A 14,022-nucleotide genomic window follows, 5' to 3' on the forward strand; every position below is an offset into this window, starting at 1 on the left:
TGAGGGGTGAAGGGAAAGAGAGTGCAGAGGGAAAACCGTGAGGGGAGCGGGGAAACTCCGCACTTTTGCTACGGTTTTCTTGTTCCCCCGCTCCCCTTAGGTTGTCCCTTTGCGCCCTACTGTAACTTAACACTTTACAAAAAGTGGAAGCAGAGGCGAATCATGTTTGCCCCTACATTGCGTTTCCCATAGATTGTTGGGAACGGCGGGAGCAAGCCCCCGCCCTACGCTTCTGGTCTTCAAGCCAAAAGTAAAGCTTTAGGCGTGGCAATGTATTACAAAGGCAACCACATAAAAATGGATTTTTCCGAAACCGAACGTTCCAAGGAGGTAACCATACATATGGCATACGCAAAGTTCACACCGGAAATGAAAAAAACGCACACCATTCTTGTGCCGAATATGCTGCCCATTCACTTCCATCTGATCATCAAGATACTGGAACAGTTCGGTTATCACATGGAACTGCTGGAATCCACCTCCCGCACTGTGGTGGAAGAGGGACTGAAAAATGTCCATAACGACACCTGCTATCCGGCGCTTCTGGTGGTGGGACAGTTCATGGAAGCGCTGAAAAGCGGCAAATATGACCTGGATCACACGGCGCTGCTGATCACTCAGACTGGCGGCGGATGCCGTGCATCCAACTATATCCATCTCCTGCGCAAGTGCATGGAGGAGCATTTCCCCCAGGTACCGGTGCTGTCTCTGAATTTCGCTGGGCTGGAAAAGGGCAGCAGCCTGGAACTGAGCGTGCCTATGTGCATGAAAATGGTATACGCAGTTCTGTACGCCGATCTGCTTATGACCATATACAACCAGTGCCGTCCCTATGAGCTTAACGAGGGCGAATCCCAGCAGGTGCTGGACGCATGGCAGGAGAAGCTGCCGAAGCTTTTTGACAGCAACAAATATCTCTCGGCGGAAAAGATCTACAACCAGATCCTGGCGGATTTTGCAGCCATTCCCCGGAGCAAGAAGCCCAAGATCCGGGTGGGGATCATCGGCGAGATCTATGTGAAATATTCCCCGCTGGCAAACAACCACCTGGAGGAATTTCTCATTTCCGAAGGCTGCGAGCCGGTGGTGCCTACACTGCTGGAATTCATCCTCTACTGTGCCGCCAACACGGAGACCAACAGCCATCTCTATGATTACAAAAATTTCAAGACCATGGCATTCGGGCTGGGGTACAAATTCCTGCACAGCAAGCAGATGCAGATGATTCATTGTATTGAAAAGCACGGGGAATTCACACCGCCTCATGATTTTGAGGATCTGCGCCGTGCGGCCGACAAGTATATCAGCCAGGGCGTTTCCATGGGCGAGGGCTGGATGATCACGGCAGAAATGGCAGTTCTGGCGGAGACGGGTACGGAAAATATTATCTGCACCCAGCCCTTTGGCTGTTTGCCCAATCACATTGTGGCAAAGGGTATGGCGAGAACCATCAAGAATGCTTATCCCAATGCCAACATTGTGGCGATCGACTATGACCCCGGTGCGACTCGTGTCAACCAGGAAAACCGCATCAAACTGATGCTGGCGAATGCCAAACTGGAGAGTCATGGGTAATATATTGAAATAAAGCTGTTGCAGACAGTCGATAGGGCTGTTTGTGACAGCTTTTTTGTATGTAGTGGGAGAACTGCATTTGCCCACTGAATAATTCGCAGGCAAACAAGTTACCCCACCGTAAAAGAATTCAAAAATTCTCTTGCAAAGCATAAAAAAATATGCTATAATGGTGAAAACATTGGACATATTACTCAAAAAGAAAGGAAAATTGCCATGCCCCAGGATCAGGAAATCCCAGATATGATCAACGACACAGAGGAAGATGAAACCTATCACCTGGACACCCAGAAAGCCTTGTCCAAACATTTCTTTGAAAAGCGGGAAAATGGATGGAAGCATGCCCCTTTTGAACGGGAAATGGCATTTTATGAGAGCGTGCGTTCAGGCAGTATGGAAACAGTGAAAACCCTGTTTACGCCCCTGGGCGGAGAGGGCTTCGGCAAGCTTAGTGAGGATCCTTTGCGGAATCTGAAGTACCACCTGGTGGTGTCTATTGCCATGATCACCCGGTTCTGCATTAACGGCGGAATGACGCCGGAGGAAGCCTATAGTTTCAGCGATGTGTACATTCAGCAGACCGACTGCTGCCGGAATCAGGAGGAGATCCACGATGTCCACTACCGGATGACCATTGCATTCACAAAACGTATGCGGCAGATCCGGAACGGGCATATTTATTCGAAAACCGCTGCCCTTATGCTGGATTATATCAGCGACCATCTTCACGAGAAAATACTGGTTCAGGATATTGCTGATTTTGTCTCGTGCACTGTGTCCTATGTGTCCCGTCTGTTCCGCGCTGAAATGGGCGTATCCATCAGCTCGTACATTATGCAGAAGAAGATCGAAGCTGCTGCAAGTTTGCTCCAGTTTTCCGACTATTCCGCCCTGGAGATCAGCAATTATCTGCAATTCAGTTCCCAGAGCTATTTCATCAAGCAATTTAAAAAGTATATTGGCATTACTCCCAAGGAGTACCGCAAGCGGTATTATACTGTGGGCTGGCTAAATAAAAAAATAGAGAAAGAGTAGAACGTATTTGCATAGATTGCACACACTAGGTTAAGAAAGTACTACTTTTGTGTGGATTCTGGTATCCTCCCCAAAATTTTTCTATTATAATTGGAGTATAGGATACGGAACGTATCTCATTGAGAGGTCAAGGAGGAAATATTATGGGCATAAAACGAATTGCGGCGGGTATCTCTGCGGTTGTTTGCTGTGCTTGTCTCCCAGCAGAATTGGCAATGCAGGATACAGTTGTCATCATAGCAAATGCAGAAAATGCGATCCTAGGAGATTTGAACCAGGATCAGAAAATTGACGGGTTTGACCTAGCGCTTGCCAGAAACGGCTATGTGAACGGTTTCAGCAGTACAGAAGCCGAAATGGCTGCGGATGTGGATCAGAGCGGCAGTGTGGACGAAACCGATCTGAAGCTTTTGCAGGAATATCTTCTAGGCGAAGTGACACAGTTCCCCATTTCCGGCAAAGAAATTCCAGACTACGGCACTGCTATGAACAGTTCTGCCACGATGGCGGCAGATTTCCGGGAAGGTGAAACGCCCTTGTTCTTTGCATCCAATGGCTGGGGCAATGGTTCTTGCTTTGACTGCGGCTGGTATAAGGAAAACGCTGTGATCCATGACGGCGCTTTGCATCTTTCCATTGACAAAGATTCCACAGGCAACTATCATTATTCCGGCGGTGAGTACCGGACAGCGGATTTCTACCACTACGGCTACTATGAGACATCCATGCAGGCGATCAAAAATGACGGCGTTGTCTCTTCGTTTTTCACTTATACAGGTCCGTCTGATAATAACCCTTGGGATGAGATCGACATTGAAATTCTCGGTAAGGACACCACAAAGGTGCAATTCAACTACTATACCAATGGCGTGGGCAATCATGAGTACATGTACGACCTGGGATTTGATGCATCGGAGGGCTACCACACCTACGGCTTCGATTGGCAGCCGGAGTATATTGCGTGGTATGTGGACGGTGTGGAAGTTTATCGTGCGACCAGCAATATTCCTACCACACCGGGCAAGATCATGATGAACACCTGGCCGGGGATCGGTGTGGATGGTTGGCTTAAGGCCTATGACGGAACAACACCCCTGACAGCAAGGTATCAGTGGGTGACATATAACGATCAATAAATATGGGAAACCGGCTGCATCCGGTGTTTGCCATGGATAATATATGGATACAGAAAAAAGCAACTGCGTTCCTGAAAAGGAATTTGCAGTTGCTTTTCTTTATGGAAGAATGGTGAGAATGGCGATTATGTCGTTTTCTGATTTTCCAACAGAAGCTGGCGCAGCAGGCTCAGGTCAAACCCGTTGATGCGGCGATCTGTATTCAGGTCACCGTTTTTCCAGCTGGTCAGACCGCCGTCACAAAGCAGGAATTTCTGCATCATGACCAGATCCGCAGCGGAGCATGTGCCGTCTGCGTTCACATCGCCCCGGACAGTTTCCGGCGCTGTGATATCCGTCAGAGAAAGCAGATAGGTCAGGGGTGAATTCCAGTAGATGGTGATCTCATTGGTGGAATAGCTTTCCGAATGATCTACATAGCATTTGGCGGAAGGTGTATTCACCAGATATGCCTTTGCAGCGCTGTCCTCCAGATTAGAGTTGACGCCGCCTACCAGCATACCTTGCATGGCCTGTTTCTTTGCCATGGACGGTCTGTGGTGGGGATTTTCCGGAGAAACTGTGCCGTATCCGGTGACAAAGCATACGCCGTTAGGATTTTTTCCCAGCAGATAATTCAGATTGGATTCTGCTGCGGTATGATAGGCGTTTTCCCCGGTCAGCTGGTATGCAATACCCAGTATGATGCCGGCATTGGCAACGGTCATATTGCTGCCCCAGTTGAAGCGGGAAACTGCTACCCCATAGGGGCTGTTTGTGGTTGCTGCAGCCAGTCTGTCCGCCTGAGAAAGAACGGAGGCTTTTGCTCTTGTGTAAACCGTGGAAGAAGTATCCGCATCTTTCATGGTCAGAATCGCCAGATTGCCGTAATCTCCCACAGTGGACCAGTCCAGCCCGGTCTGTACAGACATGCTTTCCAGAGCAGTGAGATAGGTCTGTTCTCCTGTTGCACGGTACATCTGTGCAGCTGCCCAGTAACGTTCATCTTTGTCGAAACTGTCACCATATGCGCCGGTGGTGATATCTTCGGGATCTTGAAAGATCAGGTTGGGGTTTTCCTCTAAGAATGCCCATGCCCGCTGTGCAGCGGAAAGGCAGGTCTGCGCAAATTCGCTGTCGATCTCGCCGTAGAATTCATACGCCATTGCCATGGATGCACAAAAATCGGCAGTGGCTGTGGTGGAAACCGGGGTCACGATCAGTTCGCCTGTCTCATATTCCGGCATGACATAGCCAGGGAAGTTTGCACAGGTGACTTTGTGATAGACGCCGCCGGATTCTGCCTGCATTTTCAGCATCCACTCCAGTTCATAGCGCACCTCGTCCAGAATGTCAGGTACACCGTTTCCGCTTTCGGGAATCCCGATGGCATCGCTGTACAACTCTGGATTGGCTTCATATGCATAGAGCAGGTCGGCAACGGATTTTGCACCGGGTACGACATATCTGCCATAATCTCCGGCATCATGCCAGCCGCCGCTGACATCAATGGTATCGTTTGTGCCATAGACAGTCGCTTTACCGGTATGGCAGGCGGTGTGGCTGAAAGTATCGTCCACCACCTCTGTGCCGCATCGCTGGAGATAGAGCATCCTGACAGAATCGTCCAGCAATGCGCCATACACATCATCGGCAATTTCAAAGGCATAGGAATCGTCCAGGTCACCGCAGGTAATGTAATACGTGCCCGGTTCTGTGACAGCGGAAAAATCTCCGTAAAAATCGGTCTCATTGGCGCTGGCATTCTGGGTTTCGTCATAGAGTTCCCCGGTATAGACGATTTCTTCTGTATCTGCATTGACAACGGAAAATGCAGTCTCTGTCGTCACATCCCGGAAAACGGCAATCTTTTCGCTGGAAGGCTTATAGCCCACCTGGTTTATGGAAATATCCGGTTCATAGGGGAGAATTTCGGAGTAATCCACATTGCTGTCGTCTACAAGTTCCAGCACCACGTTGTCCAGATAAATGGTGTGTTCCGGCAGCTCTTCTCCCTCATTGCCGCAGTTGAACACTAGCTTTGCCATAATATCGGTATCTGCTTTCATGGTGAAGGTGTAGTCCACTGTCTGGGATTCAGAGGTCAGGTCAAGTCCTTTCCAGGTATACGCCTGATATGTGCCGCCGTTCTGTTGGATCATACATTCCACATAACGGTCTGCAGAAGAAGAGATCTCATAGCTGAGGCGGTACACGCCGTTTTGATACAGCGGAACAATATCGTAGTACATCTGTATGGCATAATTCAGCGTTCCCACGTTGCTGACAGTCAGAGCGAGCCTGCCGCTGTCTGTGGAAAGGGACGCTTTGCCGCCGCTTTCCTTGTAAATGCCCCAGCCGGATGTGCCGCTGTCAAAGGTGGAATTACTGATCATATTGGCTGCTGCTTCTGCCGTTATGGGGAGTGCAGACACAGCGGTAGACAAAACCATACAGGAAGTCAGTATGGCGAGATATTTTTTCAGATGATGTTTCATGGCGGTTTCCTCTCATAATATAGGGGATGAAATTTCTGCAAAGGGTAATACAATGTCCCGATCTGGTTAGCGATACCGTATGGATGGAATTGGAACGAGATTTCGGTTCTGGATATCCGCGGCGGCATCACCGGATCAGGGAGTCAACTTTTGGACATAATGCCGAAGACAGGCGGAACAATTCTGTCTCCTGGCAAATCCAGGTTGTGTGACCATATACTATGCGTCTCCATTCTGGAAATGACATTTTCAAAATTCCGGTACGGACAGCACAGTCATAATGATTCTGCATTTATTGTACCATATTTGTCTTTGAAAAGATAGCACAATTCGTATATAAGTAGTAATTTTTTAACCTGTGTTTGGAACTTGTATTGCAGCTGCAAAGGGGACGTTGTTTATTATAGCAGTTTCCAGGAAATCCGTCAAGATTTTCCTTGACAGCTTTATCAAAAACGGGTATACTATAGAAGAACCTCACCGCCTCATGAACCGGGCGGTGATTTTTTACAGGGAGGTGCAGGCATGGAAAGAGCCATATGTTTTACGGGGCATCGTACGATTCCAAAGCAGTTGCTTCCGGAGGTGCTTCTTGAATTGCAGCGCATCCTGGAAACAGCCATTTCCAACGGCTTTGTGGATTTCTACACCGGCGGTGCTGTGGGCTGGGATACCTATTGTGCCCAGCTGGTGCTGGATCTCCGGGAGGACTACCCGGGGATCGCACTGCATCTGGTGCTCCCCTGTTCCCGGGAGGAACAGACGGCTCGCTGGACACCGGAACAACGCCTTGCCTATGACTGCATCTATGCGGCGGCAGATTCCCGGGAGTTTGTCTCTGAGGAATATACCAAAACCTGCATGCGCCGGCGGAACCAGCGGCTGGTGGATCTGGCGGACTGCTGTATCTGCTACTGCCAGGAGCCGGACGGCAGAACCGGCACTGCACAGACTGTGCGCATGGCAAGACAAAAGGGTATCCCTGTCATTAACCTTTGTACGGAACATCATGAAATACATAATGCATAATTCAAGAGAGAAGTGCAGATATTATGGAAGCACTGATTAAATCTGGTGCGCAGATTGTACTCTACGAGCATAAACTGCGTCAGATTTTTCGTCAGATGAAACAAAAAGCGCAGTGAATACTTTGTGTATTCACGAGCATTTTTGTGAAATATGACGGGAAATATGCAAGCAAGATGCGTGCCAAGCCGCAAGGCGTGATTTAATCAGTGATTCCATTATAATGATGCATTGATAAGAGGTGTTTGATATGATTTATACTGTGACCTGCAATCCGTCCCTGGACTATCGCATGGAACTGGGGCAGTTGAAGCCCGGCGAAACGAATCGTGCCGATGCAGTGGGACTTCTCGCCGGGGGAAAAGGGCTGAATGTGTCTGTGGTGCTCCACCATCTTGGCATGGAAACCACTGCCCTGGGCTTTGTGGCAGGATTCGTGGGGGATGAAATTGAACTGCGTATGGAAAAAAGCGGCTGTCACTGCCGGTTTATCCACCTGGAGGACGGTTGTTCCCGGATCAATGTGAAGCTCCGGGGCACCGATGAGACCACGGAACTGAACGCACCCGGCCCGGATATTTCCGCCGCCGCACAGGACGAACTGCTGCGCCAGCTGACGGAAATGGTGCCGGGAGATGTGCTGATCCTCGCCGGAAGTGTGCCGCCGTCCATGCCGAAAACCGTCTATGCAGACTGGATGGAACGGCTGCGGAATGCCGGGCTGGATATTATCGTGGATGCAACAGGGGATACGCTGCTCCAGGCATTGCCCCACCGTCCGTTTCTGGTGAAACCCAATCACCACGAACTGGGGGATCTCTTCGGCGTGAAGATCGAGAGCCGGGAGGATGCCGCCGCATATGGCAAAAAACTTCTGGAACAGGGTGCCCGGAATGTGCTTGTCTCCATGTCCAGTCAGGGTGCTGTGCTCTGTACAGAGGATGGGCAGGTGCTGGTGCAGGATGCCGCTTCGGGCACGGTGGTCAACGATGTGGGCGCCGGAGATTCCATGATTGCCGGCTTCATGACCGGATGGATTCAGACTCACGACTACAGCAAGGCGCTCCATCTGGGCGCAGCGGCAGGTGCGGCAAGTGCCTTTTCTGAGAATCTTGCCACCATGGAAGAAATCCAGGCAGTGCAGAAAATTCTGCCTCTGCCGCAGAAAATGTAATAAAAACAAAGGGCTGTTGTAAGGCAGCAAAATCCTGATTCACGGGTCGATGTGGACATCGACCCCTACAAAATGTCATGTAATTCGTGGTGATTTGTAGGGTGCGATGCCCACATCGCACCGTTTTCTTGTGGGATTTTGACTGCGTGCAACAGCCCTATAATTATGATTGACAAAGAGACTGCTTTGTTGTATAATGGTTGCTAAGATAAATGGGAAGTTGGAGGGAAAAATGAACGGAATAATTTTATATCAATCAAAATATGGTGCTACAAAGAAATATGCAGATTGGATTTCGGTAGAAACAGGTTTTTCCTGTATTGAAACAAAAACAGCAACAATTAAAGATATTGTAAAGTATGATACAATTATTTTAGGTGGCGGAATATATGCTTCTGGAATCGCTGGTTTATCATTTCTGAAAAAGAACATCAAACAGTTGGCAAAGAAGAAAATAATTGTGTTTTGTTGTGGTGCTTCTCCATATGAAGAAAGTGCTTTTCAACAGATCAAAAGTCATAATATGAAAGATGCATTAACCAATATTCCTTGCTTTTATTGCCGAGGTTCTTGGGATATGGATTCAATGTCATTCAAAGATAGGACTATGTGTAGTATGTTAAGAAAAGCAGTATCCAAAAAAAATCCTGATGACTATGAGATATGGGAAAAGGCTTTAATGGCTGCCGGAAACGAAAAATGTGATTGGACCGATAAGAAATATATTAAGCCTATAATAGATTGTCTTGGAGTTTAAATCCTGATTTACACCAGTAATACAATCACAAAAACAAGCCCGAAATCGGTTCTCTCAAACTGCTTTCGGGCTTAAACCTTCTATATCGGCATCACATTTACATTCCTGTGTTTTGCAATTATTTCCATGCGTTTACCAGATACCCAGCACATGCTGCATTGCCAGGCTGACGCTGGTGATGGCGACCCAGCAGCAGAAGCCCTGGAGAATGGGCTTTCCGCCGGTTCTCACCAGTTTCACAATGTCTGTATTATATCCAATAGCAGCCATTGCCAGCACAATAAAGAACTTGCTCAGTTCTTTCAGACCGCCGAAAATGCTGTTTGATATCTCCAGCGCATTGCCGGACAGCAGGACATTTACCAGGGTCGTCACAACGGATGCCAGCACGAAGTACAGGATGAACATGGGGAAGATCTTCTTGAAGCTGACGCCGGAAGTGCCGGCTGCACCGGCTTTTTTCTCTTTGCGCATCCGTACCAGTGCCAGCACCAGGGTAATGGGGATAATGGCAAGAGTTCGGGTCAGTTTTACAATAGTAGCCCCCTCCAGCACAGCGCCTCCGGTCTTGTGCAGGGAGTCCCAGGTGGAAGCCGCCGCTGTGACCGAAGAAGTGTCATTGACCGCAGTTCCGGCAAAAAGGGCAAAGCCGTCGTCAGACAGCCCGATCATGCCGCCAAAGGTGGGGAACACCACTGCTGCAATAACATTAAATAGGAAGATAACTGAGATGGACTGTGCTACTTCCTCATCATCTGCATCAATAACTGGTGCAGTGGCAGCAATTGCCGAACCGCCGCAGATGGAAGACCCCACGCCTACCAGTGTTGCCGTTTTGGACGGAATCCGCAGAAGCTTGCACAGCAGGAACGAAAGAATGAGGGATGTGGCAATGGTGGAGAGAATGATGGGCAGGGAAGTGGCGCCTACCTTTGCGATGGTGGACAGATTTAGCCCGAAGCCCAGAAGCACCACGGCACATTGCAGCACTGCCTTGGCGCAGAAGCCGATCCCTGCTTGTGCCTTGTGCTTGTCCCGCCAGAAAATGGTGATGATCATGCCGGCGAGAATGGCAATGACTGGTGCACCTATGATCTCCAGCGCCGGGATCAGCTTTACCAGAAGCCATGCCGGAATCGCAATGAGCAGACATACGCCGATTCCCGATGCAAATTTTGACAACCATGCTTTCATAAGAAACCTCCGTTTTTTCATACATAAGAGCCTGTTCAGCATCTTTTCGCACGCATCTTGCTTGCATCTTTTCTGGAAGATTTTGCGAAAATACTCGGAAATCCACAAAGGATTTCCTCCGTTTTTCACTTCATCTCCCAAAAAATCTGACTGCGCAATCTGCGCACGCCCAGATACTGAACAGACTCTAAGACAATACCGCAATATTGGTACTGCACTTCGGAGCACATTCACAGCATCTGTTTCAGGGCAATGTGACAGCTCCTATTTCACTTTTTTATATGCTGTTTTCCCGGTTTTGTCAATGCTAGTCCCTATTTTTTTATAGGAATTTGCAGGAATTTATTTTGGGTGGTATTGTCTTGATTCTAAAAAAACAGCGAGAGTAATTCTCTCGCCGTTTTTTTGGGGGATCATGCTTTATTGATCAGTTCCTGCCGCAGCACAGCCAGATCCATGCCGTTTACGATGCCGTCCTGCTGCATATCTGCACGAACTGTCTGCTCCTGAGACAGGGTCTCATTTCCCAGAAGATATTGCAGCAGCAGTACTATATCTGCCAGAGTGGTCTGTCCGTCCAGATTGATATCCCCTAAGGTGTTCTGGGGTGCGGCTGTAGTCTCTGTGGTGGTTTCCTCAGAAGTTTCTGTGGTTGTTTCCGCAGTTGTCTCTGTTTGATCGGGCTGCTTTTCCGGCACGATCCATGCGTCTGCATCTGCGATCAAGCACAGCATTTTTATGGTATCCCCGTAATACACGTCGTCGCCGTATTCCAGGATACAGTCACGCAGTTCATTTTCCCAATCCGTATCCGTACCGCATTTTGCTGCGATCAGGAACGGCGCTGTAAAGCAGAGATCGTCATAGTCCTGTGTGGCAGTGCCGTCCAGGGTATATCCAGCCCGGATCTCCCAGGGGTCGCCGCCGGTTTTGTTTATGATAAAAGTATTCATGGCGTCCAGACATTTTTTTGCCGTTGCGTTCTTGTTCACCAGATAGTCCATGCCAATACGCCAAGGGGTGCGGCAGCTGTTATAGGCATACTGCCCGTCTGTCACATCTTCCAGGAAATTTTTCGGTGCAGGCATATAGCCGCCGTTTTCGTCGGGGATCAGGAAATCCGGCAGCAGTCCTGTTCCGTACTGTTCCACCACGCTGTCAATGATGGCATTGGTGCTGTCGTAGACTTTCATCCAGTTGTCATCTCCGGTAACTTCGGCGAAAACCGGATAATATTGCAGGAAAAAGTCGGAGGAACGGGTCGCACCATAGTATTGGTCACCCTCTTCTTCCCAGTGTGCCCAGTCCCCCAGATTGATAGTCCAGGTGTTGTGGTTCACTTCATATTCCATAATATCGTGGAGTACGGAGATCGCCATATCATGGTAGTTATATGCGCCGTCACTGCCCCATACTGTGTCAGCAAGGAGCAGGGCATAGGCGATGTCCATATCCCCGTCAGAGGCGGAGTCTGCGCCGTCTTCTTCCACCAGCGCCGAGCCGTTGTCGCTCTGCTGCCATGCCATGAGGTGCTTTCCGATCTCACTGGGGTGCGCCTGATAATACCGCACCATGCCGTCGAACAGTTCCTGCGCCTGGGGGTCATATGCCGCCATGGATGCCGTAATGAGCATCCCGTAGCCGTGGGCTTCGGAAACTGTCACCGCCACAGAGCCGTTTCCGCTGTAGTGTTCATCGCTGTAGTACACATAATATTGGGTCTCGTCTGTGACATAGGTATTCTGCACAAGATAGCGTGCTTTCCAGTTGTCGTAGAACTGGGTCATATTTGTTATCCGGCCGGTATTCGTCTGGGCTGCGGCGGAAATATTCAGGGGCAGCTGTAATGCGGCAAGTGCAGCTGCGGCGGCGATCCATCTGTGGTATATTTTCATATTGTCTTCCCTTTCTGAAAAGTCGGCAGGTTCTTCTGCTTTCAGTATACCATATTCTCCAGTAAATGTCTATAGAGATTTGGGGGGATTTCGAAGAAATATAGTTGCCAAAGGCGAAAAGATGTGATATACTAAAGGAAATATAGTAGATTTTTGTTTGTGGGTGAAATCATCCTTCCACCGCCAAATAAAATTTACAAAAATGGAAAGGACGTTTTCTCATGATAAATATTCCAAAAATGAAAGTCGGCATTGTTGCCGTGAGCCGGGACTGTTTTCCGGAGAGCCTTTCGGTGAACCGGAGAAAGGCGCTGGTGGATGCCTACACGAAAAAGTACGACGCTTCGGACATTTATGAGTGCCCGGTATGTATCGTGGAGAGCGAGATCCACATGGTACAAGCGCTGGACGATCTGAAAAAGGCCGGATGCAATGCCCTGTGCGTTTATCTGGGCAATTTCGGTCCGGAAATCTCCGAGACGCTGTTGGCAAAGCACTTCGACGGCCCGAAAATGTTTTGCGCTGCTGCCGAAGAAAACACCGGTGTGCTGTCATGCAGCCGGGGCGATGCTTACTGCGGTATGCTCAACGCCAGCTATAACCTGAAGCTCCGGGGCGTAAAGGCATACATCCCGGAATATCCTGTGGGCACGGCAGAGGAATGCGCCGATATGATCCACGAGTTCCTGCCCATTGCCCGTGCGGTCTATGGTCTGAACCATCTGAAAATCATTAGCTTTGGCCCTCGTCCCCTGAATTTCCTGGCATGTAATGCCCCCATTCAGCAGCTATACAATCTGGGCGTAGAGATCGAGGAAAACTCCGAGCTGGATCTGTTTGAAGCCTTCCACAAGCATGAGGGTGACCCCCGGATCCCTGAGGTGGTCAAGGATATGGAGGCAGAGCTGGGCGCCGGCAACAAAAAACCGGAGATCCTGCCGAAGCTGGCGCAGTATGAGCTGACGCTGCTGGACTGGATCGAGGAGCACAAAGGCTATCGGGAATATGTGGCAATTGCCGGAAAGTGCTGGCCGGCATTCCAGACCCAGTTCGGCTTTGTGCCATGTTATGTAAACAGCCGTCTCACTGGCAGGGGGATTCCCGTTTCCTGCGAAGTGGATATTTACGGCGCACTGAGCGAATTTATCGGCACTGTGGTCAGCGAAGATGCAGTAACACTGCTGGATATCAACAACACCGTGCCCAGAGATCTGTATGAGAGCGAAATTGCCGGAAAATTCCCTTATACTCTGACGGATACCTTCATGGGCTTCCACTGCGGCAATACCACCACCAAGAAGCTGTCTTTCTGCGAGATGAAGTATCAGCTCATTATGGCACGGAGTCTCCCGGAGGAAGTAACTCAGGGCACGCTGGAGGGCGACATTGTACCGGGCGATATCACTTTCTTCCGACTTCAGTCCACAGCCGATGCCAAGCTGAACGCTTACATCGCCCAGGGTGAGGTGCTCCCGGCGGCGACACATTCCTTTGGCGCTATCGGTATTTTCGCCATTCCGGAAATGGCACGGTTCTATCGCCATGTGCTCATCCAGAACAACTTCCCCCACCATGGCGCAGTGGCATTCGGACATCATGGCAAGGCCATTTATGAGGTGTTCAAGTATCTGGGCGTGGATGTGACGCAGATCGGCTATAACCAGCCCAAGGGCGTGCGCTATCCCACGGAAAATCCTTTTGCATAAGAGCCTGTTCAGCATCTTTTCGCACGCATCTTGCTTGCATCTTTTCT

9 protein-coding genes and 2 pseudogenes are annotated in these 14,022 nt (G+C 49.5%); 8 read left to right on the forward strand and 3 right to left on the reverse strand.

Going from position 1 to position 14,022, the window contains the following annotated elements:
- The first annotated feature begins 342 nt into the window (after window positions 1–342).
- The 4 genes and pseudogenes from QZ375_RS11915 to QZ375_RS11930 all read left to right on the forward strand — a co-directional run.
- Complete coding sequence (locus tag QZ375_RS11915) at window positions 343–1,575, forward strand: 2-hydroxyacyl-CoA dehydratase (RefSeq protein WP_295219479.1); 1,233 nt, start codon at window positions 343–345, stop codon at window positions 1,573–1,575.
- A 216-nt stretch (window positions 1,576–1,791) separates the two neighbouring features.
- A complete protein-coding gene (locus tag QZ375_RS11920) occupies window positions 1,792–2,610 on the forward strand; it encodes an AraC family transcriptional regulator (protein WP_295219480.1) in 819 nt (272 codons plus the stop codon).
- Window positions 2,611–2,825: 215 nt separating this feature from the next.
- Window positions 2,826–2,978 (forward strand): annotated as a pseudogene (locus QZ375_RS11925) (hypothetical protein); the annotation flags it as partial.
- A 246-nt stretch (window positions 2,979–3,224) separates the two neighbouring features.
- A pseudogene (locus QZ375_RS11930) lies at window positions 3,225–3,734 on the forward strand (family 16 glycosylhydrolase); the annotation flags it as partial.
- A gap of 137 nt (window positions 3,735–3,871) precedes the next feature.
- On the opposite strand, the gene QZ375_RS11935 reads toward QZ375_RS11930, so the two are convergent.
- Complete coding sequence (locus QZ375_RS11935; protein WP_295219481.1) at window positions 3,872–6,223, reverse strand: glycoside hydrolase family 9 protein; 2,352 nt, start codon at window positions 6,221–6,223, stop codon at window positions 3,872–3,874.
- 525 nt (window positions 6,224–6,748) lie between these two features.
- Here QZ375_RS11935 and QZ375_RS11940 point away from each other — a divergent pair.
- From QZ375_RS11940 to QZ375_RS11950, 3 genes are all read left to right on the forward strand, one after another.
- Window positions 6,749–7,252 carry an SLOG family protein gene (locus QZ375_RS11940; protein ID WP_295219482.1) on the forward strand — a complete coding sequence of 168 codons (504 nt, stop codon included), beginning with the start codon at window positions 6,749–6,751 and terminating at the stop codon, window positions 7,250–7,252.
- Window positions 7,253–7,499: 247 nt separating this feature from the next.
- A complete protein-coding gene (gene pfkB, locus QZ375_RS11945; protein WP_295219483.1) occupies window positions 7,500–8,423 on the forward strand; it encodes a 1-phosphofructokinase in 924 nt (307 codons plus the stop codon).
- 232 nt (window positions 8,424–8,655) lie between these two features.
- On the forward strand, window positions 8,656–9,180 hold the full coding sequence (locus QZ375_RS11950) for a flavodoxin domain-containing protein (RefSeq protein ID WP_295219484.1): 525 nt from the start codon (window positions 8,656–8,658) through the stop codon (window positions 9,178–9,180).
- 132 nt (window positions 9,181–9,312) lie between these two features.
- On the opposite strand, the gene QZ375_RS11955 is transcribed toward QZ375_RS11950, so the two are convergent.
- A complete protein-coding gene (locus tag QZ375_RS11955; RefSeq protein WP_295219485.1) occupies window positions 9,313–10,374 on the reverse strand; it encodes a YeiH family protein in 1,062 nt (353 codons plus the stop codon).
- A gap of 413 nt (window positions 10,375–10,787) precedes the next feature.
- Window positions 10,788–12,269, reverse strand: coding sequence for a glycosyl hydrolase family 8 (locus QZ375_RS11960; protein WP_295219486.1), 1,482 nt, complete (start codon window positions 12,267–12,269; stop codon window positions 10,788–10,790).
- A 221-nt stretch (window positions 12,270–12,490) separates the two neighbouring features.
- Between QZ375_RS11960 and QZ375_RS11965 the strand changes: the two genes are divergently transcribed.
- Window positions 12,491–13,975 (forward strand): L-fucose/L-arabinose isomerase family protein, encoded by a 1,485-nt coding sequence (locus tag QZ375_RS11965; RefSeq protein WP_295219487.1) that lies wholly within the window; start codon window positions 12,491–12,493, stop codon window positions 13,973–13,975.
- Window positions 13,976–14,022 lie beyond the last annotated feature (47 nt).

The organism is Ruminococcus sp. (assembly GCF_019417665.1).
Taxonomy (GTDB): Bacteria; Bacillota; Clostridia; order Oscillospirales; family Ruminococcaceae; genus Ruminococcus_C.

Bases quoted from the DNA above. Each gene is read 5' to 3' on its own strand.
- QZ375_RS11915 (WP_295219479.1), top strand. From the start codon at position 343: ATGGCATACGCAAAGTTCACACCGGAAATGAAAAAAACGCACACCATT.
- QZ375_RS11920 (WP_295219480.1), top strand. From the start codon at position 1,792: ATGCCCCAGGATCAGGAAATCCCAGATATGATCAACGACACAGAGGAA.
- QZ375_RS11935 (WP_295219481.1), bottom strand. From the start codon at position 6,223: ATGAAACATCATCTGAAAAAATATCTCGCCATACTGACTTCCTGTATG.
- QZ375_RS11940 (WP_295219482.1), top strand. From the start codon at position 6,749: ATGGAAAGAGCCATATGTTTTACGGGGCATCGTACGATTCCAAAGCAG.
- pfkB (WP_295219483.1), top strand. From the start codon at position 7,500: ATGATTTATACTGTGACCTGCAATCCGTCCCTGGACTATCGCATGGAA.
- QZ375_RS11950 (WP_295219484.1), top strand. From the start codon at position 8,656: ATGAACGGAATAATTTTATATCAATCAAAATATGGTGCTACAAAGAAA.
- QZ375_RS11955 (WP_295219485.1), bottom strand. From the start codon at position 10,374: ATGAAAGCATGGTTGTCAAAATTTGCATCGGGAATCGGCGTATGTCTG.
- QZ375_RS11960 (WP_295219486.1), bottom strand. From the start codon at position 12,269: ATGAAAATATACCACAGATGGATCGCCGCCGCAGCTGCACTTGCCGCA.
- QZ375_RS11965 (WP_295219487.1), top strand. From the start codon at position 12,491: ATGATAAATATTCCAAAAATGAAAGTCGGCATTGTTGCCGTGAGCCGG.